At 47.6% G+C, this 13,024-nt stretch carries 17 protein-coding genes and 1 pseudogene; 7 read left to right on the top strand and 11 right to left on the bottom strand.

Annotated elements, in window-relative coordinates; all coding sequences use genetic code 11:
* Positions 1–321 (top strand): hypothetical protein, encoded by a 321-nt coding sequence (locus tag UNDKW_RS19780; protein WP_162060118.1) that lies wholly within the window; start codon positions 1–3, stop codon positions 319–321.
* A 109-nt stretch (positions 322–430) separates the two neighbouring features.
* Complete coding sequence (locus tag UNDKW_RS19775) at positions 431–1,453, top strand: Fic family protein (protein WP_162060117.1); 1,023 nt, start codon at positions 431–433, stop codon at positions 1,451–1,453.
* A gap of 321 nt (positions 1,454–1,774) precedes the next feature.
* Here the strand turns inward: UNDKW_RS19775 and UNDKW_RS19770 are convergent, their stop codons facing one another.
* From UNDKW_RS19770 to UNDKW_RS31195, 8 genes and pseudogenes are all read right to left on the bottom strand, one after another.
* On the bottom strand, positions 1,775–2,155 hold the full coding sequence (locus tag UNDKW_RS19770; protein ID WP_162060116.1) for a putative phage abortive infection protein: 381 nt from the start codon (positions 2,153–2,155) through the stop codon (positions 1,775–1,777).
* A 200-nt stretch (positions 2,156–2,355) separates the two neighbouring features.
* Entirely contained in the window at positions 2,356–2,544 is a 189-nt protein-coding gene (locus UNDKW_RS19765; RefSeq protein ID WP_162060115.1) for a hypothetical protein, read from the bottom strand.
* Positions 2,541–3,404, bottom strand: a complete 864-nt coding sequence (locus tag UNDKW_RS19760; RefSeq protein ID WP_162060114.1) for an AAA family ATPase — start codon at positions 3,402–3,404, stop codon at positions 2,541–2,543. Before UNDKW_RS19760 ends, UNDKW_RS19765 begins: the two co-directional genes overlap by 4 nt.
* The gene (locus tag UNDKW_RS19755; RefSeq protein WP_162060113.1) at positions 3,358–4,602 is read right to left on the bottom strand and encodes a DDE-type integrase/transposase/recombinase; all 1,245 of its coding nucleotides are present in this window, start codon (positions 4,600–4,602) and stop codon (positions 3,358–3,360) included. The genes UNDKW_RS19760 and UNDKW_RS19755 overlap by 47 nt, the downstream gene beginning before the upstream one ends.
* A gap of 164 nt (positions 4,603–4,766) precedes the next feature.
* The gene (locus UNDKW_RS19750; RefSeq protein WP_162060112.1) at positions 4,767–5,324 is read right to left on the bottom strand and encodes a hypothetical protein; all 558 of its coding nucleotides are present in this window, start codon (positions 5,322–5,324) and stop codon (positions 4,767–4,769) included.
* Positions 5,325–5,350: 26 nt separating this feature from the next.
* Positions 5,351–6,082, bottom strand: a complete 732-nt coding sequence (locus UNDKW_RS19745) for a hypothetical protein (protein WP_162060111.1) — start codon at positions 6,080–6,082, stop codon at positions 5,351–5,353.
* 713 nt (positions 6,083–6,795) lie between these two features.
* Entirely contained in the window at positions 6,796–6,939 is a 144-nt protein-coding gene (locus UNDKW_RS31200) for a hypothetical protein (RefSeq protein WP_370529142.1), read from the bottom strand.
* Positions 6,940–7,040: 101 nt separating this feature from the next.
* A pseudogene (locus UNDKW_RS31195) lies at positions 7,041–7,094 on the bottom strand (hypothetical protein); the annotation flags it as partial.
* Positions 7,095–7,436: 342 nt separating this feature from the next.
* Between UNDKW_RS31195 and UNDKW_RS19735 the strand changes: the two are divergent.
* On the top strand, positions 7,437–7,721 hold the full coding sequence (locus UNDKW_RS19735; RefSeq protein WP_162060110.1) for a hypothetical protein: 285 nt from the start codon (positions 7,437–7,439) through the stop codon (positions 7,719–7,721).
* Between the two features lie 36 nt (positions 7,722–7,757).
* On the opposite strand, the gene UNDKW_RS19730 is transcribed toward UNDKW_RS19735, so the two are convergent.
* Positions 7,758–8,027 (bottom strand): hypothetical protein, encoded by a 270-nt coding sequence (locus UNDKW_RS19730; protein ID WP_162060109.1) that lies wholly within the window; start codon positions 8,025–8,027, stop codon positions 7,758–7,760.
* A gap of 187 nt (positions 8,028–8,214) precedes the next feature.
* On the opposite strand from UNDKW_RS19730, the gene UNDKW_RS19725 reads away from it, so the two are divergent.
* Positions 8,215–8,634 (top strand): hypothetical protein, encoded by a 420-nt coding sequence (locus UNDKW_RS19725; protein ID WP_162060108.1) that lies wholly within the window; start codon positions 8,215–8,217, stop codon positions 8,632–8,634.
* Between the two features lie 252 nt (positions 8,635–8,886).
* On the opposite strand, the gene UNDKW_RS19720 is transcribed toward UNDKW_RS19725, so the two are convergent.
* A complete protein-coding gene (locus UNDKW_RS19720) occupies positions 8,887–9,330 on the bottom strand; it encodes a hotdog fold domain-containing protein (RefSeq protein WP_162060107.1) in 444 nt (147 codons plus the stop codon).
* Between the two features lie 195 nt (positions 9,331–9,525).
* Between UNDKW_RS19720 and UNDKW_RS19715 the strand changes: the two genes are divergently transcribed.
* From UNDKW_RS19715 to UNDKW_RS19705, 3 genes are all read left to right on the top strand, one after another.
* Complete coding sequence (locus UNDKW_RS19715) at positions 9,526–10,152, top strand: TetR/AcrR family transcriptional regulator (protein WP_162060106.1); 627 nt, start codon at positions 9,526–9,528, stop codon at positions 10,150–10,152.
* Between the two features lie 283 nt (positions 10,153–10,435).
* Positions 10,436–11,242 (top strand): hypothetical protein, encoded by an 807-nt coding sequence (locus tag UNDKW_RS19710; protein WP_162060105.1) that lies wholly within the window; start codon positions 10,436–10,438, stop codon positions 11,240–11,242.
* Positions 11,243–11,433: 191 nt separating this feature from the next.
* On the top strand, positions 11,434–11,982 hold the full coding sequence (locus tag UNDKW_RS19705) for a cytochrome b (protein ID WP_162060104.1): 549 nt from the start codon (positions 11,434–11,436) through the stop codon (positions 11,980–11,982).
* 89 nt (positions 11,983–12,071) lie between these two features.
* Here the strand turns inward: UNDKW_RS19705 and UNDKW_RS19700 are convergent, their stop codons facing one another.
* Positions 12,072–12,827 carry a polysaccharide deacetylase family protein gene (locus UNDKW_RS19700; RefSeq protein WP_162060103.1) on the bottom strand — a complete coding sequence of 252 codons (756 nt, stop codon included), beginning with the start codon at positions 12,825–12,827 and terminating at the stop codon, positions 12,072–12,074.
* Between the last annotated feature and the right edge of the window lie 197 nt (positions 12,828–13,024).

Genomic DNA, 13,024 nt, shown 5'->3' with positions numbered 1-13,024 from the left:
ATGGAACACATATCGTTTGGAGATGTTGATGTAGCTGCTTTTTTGAGAGATGCAGAATTGGCTACTGCAAATCACACTGCCTTTGCAAAGTTTGTTTGGGAATCAGAAAAACATTGCGCGAATAATGTTAGCGGGGAGGTTGAAGATCTCCAGACTCAATATAGGCGAATTTGGATGGAACTGGAAATAGTCAATGCTTTGGCTTTGGATGATTGGGAGTCCAAAGGTAAACCTCAGAATTGGTTGCCAGAATGGGATAGAAAATATAAAAACCAGGCACTAGAGATAGTTGCTGAGTTGAGGGCTATTCTTTCCACCTAAAGTTTGTTGCGACTAATACCCAAGACGGGCTCAAGTCTACCACTCCTACGAGACTCAAAAATGAAATGAGCACTAGATTTGACCTCGACAATCAGATAGTTAAAAAGCGATGTCATATGAAGTAATTGCAAAACTAGAATACAGTAAGCTCGTCGGTAAAATAGAATGCCGCGAAAGCGAAACCAGTCTTCTGGCTTGTTTCTCTGTCCTCTTGAATTTGTCAGGCATCAAGGTCAGGCTCACGCATTTGCTGGGTCTGGCTCCGATGCCGCATGGTCAGACTACAGGGCGTTTTTTTCAGGTACTTAGCCGTCGCCTGGGTATGCAAACTATGGGCATTGCTCAAGAAGAGATTGCGGCAACAGTCGCATCCTGGCCGGTGCTGGTCATGAATGCATCTGGCTATTGTTTTTTGTTACTGAAGTTGGAGCAGGATTATTTTGTAGCTGCCCTACCTGGCTACTCGGAGCAGGTTTGTAATCTTTCTTTTGAGGATGAACTTATGCAGAGTGCATGCACTGCTTATGCAATACGTATGCATCATCTGGGTCCTGCTATTCCCAAAGGAGAGCGTCATCCTAAACTGTACTTGTTACCCTGTCTGACTTGCTATCAAGGCCGCTATGACAGAAATGCGTTCTTGGCCTACGATGCTCAAACTGCATTATTGCCGAAAGCAATTTTTCATGCCCCATTGCCATTGACTGCGCTCAGTGCATCCGCCTTATTTGCGTCTCACGTCTCAATCTGTCCTAATCGACCTCAGTACTATGGCCAGTACCGCAGCTTTAATTTGAAGCGCGGTGACACTGTGTTCGTACAACATACCGAACTATCTCCCGCAGTTGATACTCTGTTGGCTATAGCAAGTGAGCATCAGCCCGCTGGGATTCAGGAAGCGGTCAAATTTTCTGCAAGACTGTTTTCGGATTTTCTGGCGATCCATCCTTTCGTCAATGCCAATCAAAGAATGGCGATGCTGATAGTCTCCAAATATTTGTCTCTCTGGAAATTCAAAATTCATTGGCAACAAATCACCAGCACGCAATTTTATTACTGGATGCGCCTTGCTACCCGAGGACATATCCGTTTGCTGGAAAATGGATTTAGGGAAAACATAGAGCCAATTTAGTTTACATCGATAATAGACATCTAACTTCGACAGAACCGACTTTATAACTCTGTAAAGAATGCTCCTATTTAAACTGGATTGACCTGAATGCAAAATTTCATAAATGGTGTAGCCAGTTATATTTTGGATGGGCAACCTCACTTACATCATAATGACGGCCCCAGCCACTGTTTGCGGTGACAGCCACATTGCACAATCTGGGAAGCTCCATGGGGGAAGAATTGGCGCTTACTCTGAACTCCCGTGATTGGGTGAATAGGCGTGGGTGGAAAGAATAAAGCCCTGATACTCAAAGGTATCAGGGCTTTTGTTTTTCATCACTTAAAAAACATCAAATGCTTCTGAACTATACGAATTAGCGTTCATACCATATTGTTTAACAAATGCGAGAGCGCGTTGTTTAGAATCTAGATTTTTAAAGAATCTATATTTTGTGAATAAATTCATTCTTTTTTCATAGTTCTTTAGGCTGTATAAAAAGAAAATTTGTATTTCTACAGAGCTAAGTTGTGCTATCACAATTGATACATACTGTTTTTTTTCATCTTCAGTTAAGACTGCATGACCATCTATCCACTCAACTAAACTGCTGATAATTTGAAAAAGAGTTTCGGTTTGAAAATGGTTGTCTGTAACAAAACAATGCCATTGAAGTTCAATCGAGCTATGTAAGTAATTAATGGCAGCATCACTGTTGCGCACGCCGCTTCCATCGTACTTCCTCCCAAATTGTCATCGCACGATTTTGGCAAGATTGAGCCGGGATTACCCCATTCCGGTCATACGATTTTGCATGTCCAGCTTCACTTAAATCATAACGACAACCAAATTGCCGTCATATCGAATGTCGTGTAAAAGGGGGCATGTCGCCCCCCGAAAGATATGATGATATCGGCTACCCGCTAAAACGACTCATCATCATCCGACTCCCTCTGTATTGGATTGTGCTGTGACGCTTCTTGCAGCATGATTTTTATATCATCGCCGTAAGCCTGCATCAACATGTCACGCACCTGATCAAGAAACTCAACGATGGTGTACGCGTCCTCTGGCCGAAGGTAAGTGTTGAGCTTGTGGATACGCATGCTCATGATGGCACCCGCTGCGGTTTGACCTGTTGCTTAAGCAAAGCATCGTGTGAACGCCAGTGCGGCTGCAGAAGCGCGGCATTGACATGCGACACCGTGCAAATGCGTTGATGATCGAGGCAAGCAGCAATCAGACTAGCGTAACAAAGGTTACGACATAGCCGCAAATTACCCTGCACCGCCCGCAATACGACCTGCAAGGCTGCCTCATCGAAAGTGTTGGCACCCAAACCAACAGCAGCCAGCTCGGTGACGACAAATTTGGTCAAGTCATCGTCATGCAACGGCAACACCTGCCTGGAATAACTGATCCGGCTCTTGATGTCTTCATTACACGTCATTGACAAACGAAACATCAACTCAGGATGCCCCAGCAACACCAGATTGTGCTTTTTAGGGAAACGCTCAAACAACAAGCGCAATTTACGTAAAATGCCCACATCCAGCAAGTGCGCCTCATCGATCACGATATACAGCGTTTTTTGCGATTGTACATGACGGTAAGCCGCTTGTATCAGCTCTTTTTCAATGTCTTTCATTGGCGCATTCACCTGCAACGACTCCGCCAATTGCTTCAAGATAGGCTGATAAGTATGCATCGTCTGGCTAAAAGACACCACCACCGTATCGCGCTCCTTACCCAAGTGTTCCAGATGTTCGCGAATGACAGATTTGCCGACGCCAGGATGACCCACAATCACCGAGAAGCCCCCGTGCTGCGCATGAACCCTGATCATCTCCACGGCTTCGGCCTGCTGCGGCAACAACGCCACCTCACTGCGGTAAAACGGCTCTTTAGTTAAACCGAAGGTGGCCTTAATCATCATGCCCCCCAACCGTTGCCGGCAGACGCAAGCGCGCATTGGCGTATAAATCCAGCACCGTTGCTTCCCCCATGCGGTGGCCGTTGAAATACACCACAAAACGGTCACGGCGCATGCGGTCATAGCGCACCTGAATGGATTTGTCGCGTAAATCGACCGGGCATTCATAGCGCTGCGAATGGATCGAGAATACGTTGGTCTTACTCACCTTACGCGTCTCCTCCATAAAAAACACTTCTGCAGAAAACGCATCGTCAGTCAAAAACTTCACCCGGTTACGGTCCAGATTGAAACGATCAACCGGCGTCATCCCTATGGCACTATGAGACTTCGAATTGTATTCCCCCTCCACCCATTCATGCGTCAGGCGATTCAATTCTTCCAGAGACGTGAAGCTGGGATGCAAGGTCAGAAAGCGATCCCGGAACCCCCTGAAGAAACGCTCGATCTTGCCCTTGGCCGCACCGTCACGAATCGGCGCATGAGAGAGATGAATATCCAGCCGCACACAAGCCTGCAGAATTTCCTTGGCGGAATAATTCGCGCCATTGTCGAAATAGAGCCGCTCCGGCTTACCGCGCTTGTATAAAGCCGATCGGAAGGCCAACACCATGTTCTCGGTATTGTCGCGGTAGAAAAACTCGGCATGTGTCACCACCCTGGACGCATCATCGATGAAGGCGATCAGGAAAGTCTTTCTCCAATGACCATCCGCCTGTTTGATGGTCGGGCCATACAAGGTGTCAGCTTGCCACAATTGATTGGCGAACTGCATGGCAAACGACAAGCGTTGCTTTTGCACAGCCTTGTCATCCAGTAACTGGTGGGTGCGTATCATCCTATAAAACGTGGTCGGTGCTAATTGCGAGCGGGTGAACAAACCGCGCTGCAAAAGTACCCGGTATAGAACGCTTTTGGGGATCACGCCGACCTTATTGTGTGTCAGCGTCGGCAGCACTTCATGGATTGCCTCGGCCAACTGATTCACCTGCACCTTGCGATAAGCATCTTTATCGGAACGGGTCTTGTTTTGCAGGGTGGTCATGCCATGGCTTTTATGACGATACAGCCATGTACTGATGGTGCGCCAGGTGAACTGGTGCAGGTGACCTGACAAGCCATCGATAAAGGTTTTATCGGCGACGAACTTGATGCGCTCGCGCATGCTATTGCCGGGGGCATCATGCACGGCATTCAACACCCGTAGTCGTAATTCAAATGAAGGTTTAGCAGCCATGCGTTCTCCTGTTGAGTCAAAAAAGAAGGCAAAGCCTATCTGCGTCATCCAAAATGATCGAGAGTCAAAACCTGTTGCACGGGCAAGGAAAGAGAAATCAATGGAGCTGAATCTACAGAAACGATGGGAATGTGGAAAAAAGTCTGACGACCGGCGAACACGCATCACAGAAATGATCGTTGCAATTGCGACTGATAGGCCGTGCAAAGGTGCTGTCCAAAGCGCTGCAATAAGGTTTGGAATGTTGACATCAATGACCCCAGACGCGCAGAACGATGTGTTGTCATGAACGGATTGGCATCCTGTAGTGGTGGTCGGTGCGGTAAGCTACGGTAGACACTCGCCTGCATGTGTAAGCGATGCAACCATCGATACGCATTGCGCGGCATGCTGACACCGGTCGCCTGGTGATAAGCGTGCTGGACGGTCATGCCCGCCATCAGCAAGAGCACCAACGCCACCACACAGCAGCCAGCATGATGTAAATAGCGGATGGTCGAGTCCAGATAAAGCTGCATGGTACGCCCGCAACCGGTGCGATGATGGCGGTTGGAGCAGTAGACGCGTTTGCCAACTGCTTGCGGTTCGGCACCCAAGCGTTTCTTGCGGATGAAGCCGTGCGAAACCAAGTGCTGTGTTTGCTGACAATGCTTGCATTGCGCGTACTCCAGCTGCATGGTCTGTTGGTGAATGGCTTGAAGGTTGGGATAGTAGCGTTGCATGACGGCACCTGAATCGGAAAAGATGCCTATTTTGCAGTATTCAATTTGGTACAGGAAAATTCGCTTGGGCGAATTGGCGTTATAGCTGACAGGTTCTTTGATGATGGGAAATCGGTACAGATAGGCTGATTTGTACGGTGGGAGCTGGGGAAATTACAATCACCAAATCCAACGGGTTGATCTACTGCGTTAAGTATGTCGTGGAGGGGTAACTTGGGGTCTTCTTCGCTTTGATATTTATTTTTAATAGTATCGATGATCATAGACCAAGCCATTCTTGACTTCCATAATGCATTTAATGCTCTACGTCCTGTGACTGTTATTCTTTGTTGGTTGTGGTTAAAAGCACTTCCAATTATTTCCTCTGTAAATACTAGATCAAGTTGACTGCGGTAATTGGAAAGCATGGAAAAAAAAGATTGTTCAATATTTTGCACTTTCATTTCTTTAGCTTGAATATCCATCGCCAATTTGGTGTCGTGTAATTCGATCTTCGAATTTTGCAATTCTTTTTGTTGCAATCTTATGTTGATGAGTAGCATAAATAAGGTTGCTAAACCTATGACGGGATTAAGAACTCCGCCTATATAGTCACCAAGTTGCCCCCATACTGCAGGATCCGTTGAATACGGACCATCATGAAAGACATTAACATAGACTTTCACTGTCGCTAATGCAGCCATGAATACGCCAATAGATATAGTGATCGCAGAATACAGCAGGTGATTATAGTTATCGATTTTTTCGGGCTTGTCCATTTTTTTTCCTTTCGTTGGCAAATGGCCTTGTGTTTTTTGCATCTACTTTGGGTAAGTGTATATTGAATTTGTGATTGAAAGCCGTTCTTATAATTTTTTTGGTTGTGCAGACGTCTGCACTTTGCTGGTGTTGTTTGTAGTTTTTAGACTCCTCGGTTGAAAAACCTTTCGCCCTGTCTGCTTAATTACAGCAGGGCTTTTTTATTGGTGAATCAAAATGCCTAAAGCAGCCCCTAAGAAATGTACCTTTGTTGGTTGCTCCAAGTTGGTGAGTGATGCTAGTGGCAGATGTGTAGATCACCAGCGCCCTGCATGGGCTAAACGAGTTGATGCCACGAAAAGAATTGCAGGTACGCCCGTGGAATGTGCGATCTTTACCAGTGCGCACTGAAAAAAGTTTGACAGTATTTGGGATTACTGGCACAACCCAGGTTGCCAGCGCAACAAATACGAGTAGATGCGCAGGACTAGATATTCCGCAACAAGCCATTTTCTTACGATTTTTGGCCTATCGGCGTTAAGCTTATGCACAACGCGTTTGGACAAACTGGAGCGCTCACGGATCAGTCCGTACCGGCGTCAGAGCAGGTTGCATTTGCAAATCTTCGCTGGCGCGATTGGTTCATGTAAAAATCCCAATTTTCACCGAACCGTCACAATTAGGGATGCAAGAAATAGGGTCAGTTCTAACATTCCAACATTTTCTAAAACTTCTATACGTTTTTATTGTGGGCGTCCTGCCATCGCACGTATAAAAAGAAGTTACAAAAGTGTAGAGTTCGGGAATGGCAGCAGCGATCGATCTGATTGTTAAGGCGCGTCGGGAGACGTTCCAGGACACTGGTGAGCCATTGCATCGGATCAAGGCCATTGATTTTGCCGTGCCCATTAAGGTCTGGATGGCGGCAGCACGGCGGCCCGCACATTCCGAACCCGCAAACAGACAGTTCTTCTTGCCAATGGCAATCGGATGTATCGCGTTTTCAATAGCATTATTATCGATCGGCAGCATGCTGAATCGATATAGTGCATAAGCGCCGGCCAGCGTTTAAGAGATTGCTGCACCCATCGCTAAATTGATTGCACAATTTGGAAAGCCCCATGGGGGTAAATTGGCGCTTATAAATAAAGTAAGCTATCTGTGAATAAAAGCGTAGGTGGTTTTTTAATGCGACTAGGTGGTACAGGTGAAATGCAATTGAGTGCTCTTTTTGTGTGTGATTGAATGGTTTTTTTTGCGAATATGCACTTGTTTCGGAATTTGTTCATTTTGGTAAAATAAAAATGGACAAACAGAAAATAATCTAAGTTTATGATTTTTAGAAGATTTTTACTGTCCATTTACGACTTACTTTTGAGTAAACTCTCGCATGCCTACCATTTTCAGCACCCCGAGCTTGATGCCGCTATCCTGCGCGCCTACGACAATGCCAAAGCCGCCGGGCTGTACCGCAAGGTCACCCGCGACCACAGATCTGAGCTGCAAGAAGCCTATGCCATCAGCAATCACCGTGAGTATTTTGCAGAGCTCAGTGAAGCGTATTTTGGAGAGAATGATTTTTTCCCGTATCACCGTGCCGAGCTCAGGCAATACGATGCGCAGGGCTTGGCGATGCTGGAAAGTGTGTGGAAGATTTGATGCGCTGACAGCATAATGGCGGGCTCTCTATGATCTCTATGAGCGCTTGAAATAAATTACCGCTGCCACAACCACACTCACCCAGAACAAGAGGCCAACCAGCATGGTCATATCTGTACTCAGGACGATGCCCTTACGGTCGCGCCAGTAATATGATCTTCCTGGCGCTGCCTTGCTATTAAAATCTTCGCTATGCACTAAACCCAAAGTCAGGGCAGGGATCAGCACCCAGCCTGTGCCATACAGTATGAATTGAAACACGGCTTCGAAAAGAAAGCGGAATATGGCTTCGAGTATGGATTCCATTGTTGAGATTTATGTAAACATGGATGCAAAAACTGCTGCGATATCAGGGCAGTGCGATAAATTTTTACTCCCTTTCTGCCCCGAAGCTGACATACCTCAATTTGCGTTATTATTTAGACTTTATTTTAATGCAAATTAGCTCCTGCCATTGTCGTTTCTTTTTCAGGCTCAGGCAATCCTTCCCATCATGCGCGATCAAGTCAGGTTTACCACTTCATTATTCCAGCCACCGCTGGAGCAAAGCGAGAACGGCGCCGCACTCGCCAACTGGCTATGCGCCAAACTGCCCGCCAGTTTTGAGGCTGCCTGCATGGAAGAAGACTGGGGCTATCTCATCGAATTTGCCAGCCCGCGTTTACATACCAGCAAGATCATCGTCGGCTGCTCCCATGTTGAAGAACAACAGTGGAGCATCGCCATCATGCATGAACGCTCGTTCTTCGACAAAATCCTCAAGCGCCCTGTGCCGTTTGCTGAATTAAGAGAAATCATCGCCGCCATTGATGCGGTCGTCGCGGAGGAAGCGGCAATCTCGGAAATAGAATGGTTTGAAAACGATGAAAAGCTGCAAGAGCGTAATCATGGAGTACGTGCTTTTGAAGGATGAAACCAAGGCTGTGGTTCAAAGTCAACCTCAAGATGCTGTTGCCAGGCAGAGCAAGAGTGCTTAAGAAAATGCCTGCTACGCAACCTGCCACCAAGCCAACCACGGCAAGCTTCGCAAAAGGATGACCGTAGGGCGCATTGCAATGCGCCCTACATCACGGTGGTGATTTGCGTAGTCGATGTTGTGCAGGATCGTAACTCTTTAAATACGGCAAATGGAGACATTAGGGGACACTAATTCCCCCACGCCTGCTTACTCCGCAAGTTTCACATTCATGGTGATACGCGCCGTAAACACCTTGACGCCACCACCATCGACGACATCCACGGTCACGATCTTGTCGCCCGCCGTGCTCCAGTCCAGGCCGCTGCCATCTGCCACTGCGGTGACATCGGTCTTGGCCTTGGCGAGGTATTCGACCGTCATGCCTTTGGGTATCCAGCGCGCACCTTTGGGGATGGTGACATCCGTCATCGTGCCAGCCACCAGCTCAGCTGCGTTGCACAGGGCAATCGCATGGATGGTGCCCAGATGATTGGTAATCTCGCGGCGGAAAGGTACGCTGGCAGATGCATAACCGGGGCGCAGTTCAGTCAGTGTGGGGTTGATGGTGCTGAAGTAAGGGGCCATCTGACAAACCATTTTACTGAATTGCTCGGGGCCGCCGAGTTTGAACATCTCTAATGCCTGGCTCATTGATTGTCTCCTGAAGTGTATAAGAAAAACCTTAAATTAGAATAATATTCTAAAATAGAATTAAATTCTGTTTAAGAATATTATTCTAGAACATTTTTCGGTGTCAAGCGGTTTACTCCCGGGCGAGCTGCGGTATCATCGACATCAAACGGTCACGCTTATTTACCTTCTTACTCATTTTCAGGCAGCATAGACTTGGCAACAGCAGACGTACTTGAACGCAATTACCCCGGCAGGCGTGCGCAGTTAAAGCGCGATATCCTGTTGGGCGCACTCGCCTGTTTTAATGAACATGGCCTGGACCTGGCCACCATAGAAATCATCAAGCAGCATTGCGACACCAGTGTCGGCAATATTTATCACCACTTTGGCAGCAAAGAAGGCCTGGTGGCAGCACTGTTCTTCAGCGCGCTCGAAGACCAGGCGCGCCTGCTGGCAGACTACCTGGGCAAAGCCCAGACCGCGCAAGAAGGCGTAGCCGCGATCGTTTGCGCCTACGTCGATTGGGTGACTGAGCAGCCAGAGCTGGCACGCTTCCAGTACCAGGCACGCGCAGCAATTGCCAAAGGACCTCAGGCCGGTGAACTGACAAGCCGTAACCGCACTCGCAATAAAAACATGCACGCATGGTGGGCAGCACCCGGCAGGCGTGATCACATCAAACACATACCAGATGATTTACTGCCATCGCTGCTGATAGGCCAGGCAGAAAACTATTGCCGCGCCTGGTTGTCAGGCCGGGTAAATACTTCACCCAAAAAATACCGTGAGCACCTGACGCAGGCGGCCTGGAATTCTTTGGTAGCGAGGCCGCTGGAATAGAGCTTGGGTGGAGTGATACTGAAGGCAGTTCTGATTCAGATGGTGTAGATCGTATTTTGATAGATGAGGTGTCAGCTATTATTTGTTTGGTACCCAGGCACCAAGTGCCGACTTATCCCGCTGCCTGTTTAACAGTTTCGGCGCGATTAAAAGTCAAGACTTGCCTGTCAGACCTGAAAAGTAACTGTAATTATTTCACATTCACCTGTGCGAATGTCAGAGCTTATTCTTAATCATACGAACTAAACTATATTTAGAAAATCGACCTCCGAGGGACTTCTGCATGGATGCAATTCTTACTGTTATGGTTCCCTGTTTTTTGAATTGGGAATTCGATAAAACGGAAACCCTTTGGAAAGGAGAATTAGAAGTGCAAGGTATCGTCAACCCGGTGTCATTCCGCTTTGGCGAGCATATTAAGATAGAACCAAGGCCGATATACCAGTGGCTGGCCAAATTTATCCCGGAAGGAGAAGTTAATTGGCATTCCTTTGTTTTGCGCGGGGATTACATCAATATGCTGGAGACAGAAGCTAATGGCTGGATTGAACCAGACGAGGCGAAACCTACAGGCCTTGATATAGTCATTAAGCACATTTGCGACTCTACGCCAAATTGCGTATGGGTATTCGAACCATGTGATGAGCCAATCGATTTAATTTATGCAAACAAAGGCGCAACTTGGATTTTTGAGAGAATCAAATCTGCGATGGACCGGAAAAAAGCGTTGCAGGCTTTTGCCGTGTTTGAAGAAACACAGCTATGTCAGCAAAATTTGCAGAAAACCAAGGAGATGGCAGAAATCAAGAGGAAATTGATAGGAATATTAACGATGCACTCTAAAGGCTTCTATACTGAAGGTGAGGTAATTCATGCCGCAGTGCAGTTACTGGGCAAATCAGAGATTGATATTGAGTTATGGCATTCTTTACCCGAATGGGTTCGGAGAGATATCATTGATCAATTGGCTGATTTCCATGCAGAGACCGAGCTTTACCTTTTTCACCATAGCCAAAGCGGAATGGTCAATATTGTTAAAGGGCAGTATCTTGCCTTGAAGTCCTGGCTTTTGAGAATGAACTTGATTTAAGGACTTGGCTTTTGTGAAATTAACCCGGTTTTCACCGTAACGGCAAATGTAATCAAGACACGATGGATTACGGATGGCAAGCACAGAAATGATTTTCCATGCTGTCTTGGCCTTGATCGGGATGATGGGTGCCTGCTCTTGCTATTGACGTGCAAATTTTTGAGTTCACAAATTTTTGGGGTAGGGTATTCATGCATACAAGTTCAGCTTTGACTTCAGCCTTGGTCTATGATCGCCGTACCATACTGTTCCATTGGCTCAGCGCCATTCTGGTGGTGGGGCTTTGGGTAATCGGGCAGACGATAGACTTTTTCCCAAAAGGCACGCCACGCGTTACGGTACGCAGCCTGCATATCAGTTTTGGTGTCTTGCTGGGCGCGGTATTGATATTGCGACTCATCTGGCGCAGAACCTCAGGCGCCCGGTTACCAGCGGCTGATCCCGGCATGCTGGGCAAACTGGCGGTAGGCATACATCATCTGCTGTACCTGCTCATGGTGGCTATAGTGATCATTGGGGTAGCCGCAGTATGGATACGCGGGGACAATATATTCAATCTCATTACCGTACCAGCATTTGACCCTGCCAACAAAGAGCTCAGACATAATGTCGTTGAGCTGCACGGCTTGCTGGCCAATATCCTGCTCGCACTGGCCGCTTTTCATGCAGCGGCTGCCTTGTGGCATGGCCTGGTCAAAAAAGACGGCGTGTTGCGGCGTATGTTGCCAGTCAAATCTTGATGTGGATGGGCGCGCTGAGTGAAGCGTGAGGCTTGCAAGCGTTTAAGATGCCTGCAGCAGAGGAGGATGACAGACAGTTTTTTGCCGCATCAATTGGATAGTGCAACGCTGCGTCTGGGAGTCTGTAATTTTTGCAAATCCACTCTTTGCAACTCCACCTGATCCAGCCGTACAAAAACAAAGCCCTGTTTCAATGTCTCTTCCAGTGCCACGGCCAAACCTTCAGCAGAGTCAGAGGCTGGCTTGTTCATGTGGGCGATGATGACGTCGCCCGCCTGCAGGCGTTTGAATTGTTTGATGATGGCTTGTTTGCGCAGCGTTGCGCCTTGGTCGGCATTAAGTGAGAAGCCAGCGATCTTGTAGCCCATGCGTTTGATTTCATCCATGGCTTGCGGGTCATATTTGGCGCTTGCACCGCGGTACCATTGCGGGGTGGTGCCCATGGCGCTGGTGATGGCTTTGGCACCTTCGGTGACTTCACGCTGCAGGCTGGCGATGTCGGGTTCACCGGCCATGCCATAGACTTTTTTACCCGTACCTATGATGGCGGGGATATGCTTTTCGCCGTGGTCTTCAACATCAAACAAATCAAGATTAGCCTTGATGATGGCAACGCCTTGCGGGTTTTTGTCCAGCCATTTCTTGGTTACAAAGATAGTCGCGGGGATGCGCTTGCGAATCAGAAAATCGAGCAACTCAGCATCAAACTTGCCCGAGCAGGCGTCCAGCGTCAGCGCTATTTTTTTGCCTGTGATGATGGGCGCAGCGATGCGGGTATGCACTTCAACAGGCATGGCTTGCAATGCTGGCGTCACCAGGGCGATACTGAGCAGCGTTGTCAGCAACGAGGCTTTGTGTAAATAGCAGGTTAAACAGCAAGATAAGTTAGCGCGGCAAAACTTCATGTCAAATAAGCTTAATTATTCTATAAGCCGCGAGTATAAGGAGTTACAGTTTGGATGCAGCTTTAATTACATTTGGTAAAACCCGGTGGAAATGAAAGTGTGTATGCCAGCGCACAGACTTGAACGCCTGCGCTGTC

Origin of the sequence: Undibacterium sp. KW1, assembly GCF_009937955.1 — a bacterium.
In the GTDB taxonomy this organism is placed as follows: Bacteria; Pseudomonadota; Gammaproteobacteria; order Burkholderiales; family Burkholderiaceae_D; genus Undibacterium.
This window is presented reverse-complemented; position numbering and strand designations above follow the sequence as displayed.

Bases quoted from the DNA above. Each gene is read 5' to 3' on its own strand.
- UNDKW_RS19780 (WP_162060118.1), top strand. From the start codon at position 1: ATGGAACACATATCGTTTGGAGATGTTGATGTAGCTGCTTTTTTGAGA.
- UNDKW_RS19775 (WP_162060117.1), top strand. From the start codon at position 431: ATGTCATATGAAGTAATTGCAAAACTAGAATACAGTAAGCTCGTCGGT.
- UNDKW_RS19765 (WP_162060115.1), bottom strand. From the start codon at position 2,544: ATGAGCATGCGTATCCACAAGCTCAACACTTACCTTCGGCCAGAGGAC.
- UNDKW_RS19760 (WP_162060114.1), bottom strand. From the start codon at position 3,404: ATGCGCGCTTGCGTCTGCCGGCAACGGTTGGGGGGCATGATGATTAAG.
- UNDKW_RS19755 (WP_162060113.1), bottom strand. From the start codon at position 4,602: ATGGCTGCTAAACCTTCATTTGAATTACGACTACGGGTGTTGAATGCC.
- UNDKW_RS19750 (WP_162060112.1), bottom strand. From the start codon at position 5,324: ATGCAACGCTACTATCCCAACCTTCAAGCCATTCACCAACAGACCATG.
- UNDKW_RS19745 (WP_162060111.1), bottom strand. From the start codon at position 6,082: ATGGACAAGCCCGAAAAAATCGATAACTATAATCACCTGCTGTATTCT.
- UNDKW_RS31200 (WP_370529142.1), bottom strand. From the start codon at position 6,939: ATGCAATGGCTCACCAGTGTCCTGGAACGTCTCCCGACGCGCCTTAAC.
- UNDKW_RS19730 (WP_162060109.1), bottom strand. From the start codon at position 8,027: ATGGAATCCATACTCGAAGCCATATTCCGCTTTCTTTTCGAAGCCGTG.
- UNDKW_RS19725 (WP_162060108.1), top strand. From the start codon at position 8,215: ATGCGCGATCAAGTCAGGTTTACCACTTCATTATTCCAGCCACCGCTG.
- UNDKW_RS19720 (WP_162060107.1), bottom strand. From the start codon at position 9,330: ATGAGCCAGGCATTAGAGATGTTCAAACTCGGCGGCCCCGAGCAATTC.
- UNDKW_RS19710 (WP_162060105.1), top strand. From the start codon at position 10,436: ATGGATGCAATTCTTACTGTTATGGTTCCCTGTTTTTTGAATTGGGAA.
- UNDKW_RS19705 (WP_162060104.1), top strand. From the start codon at position 11,434: ATGCATACAAGTTCAGCTTTGACTTCAGCCTTGGTCTATGATCGCCGT.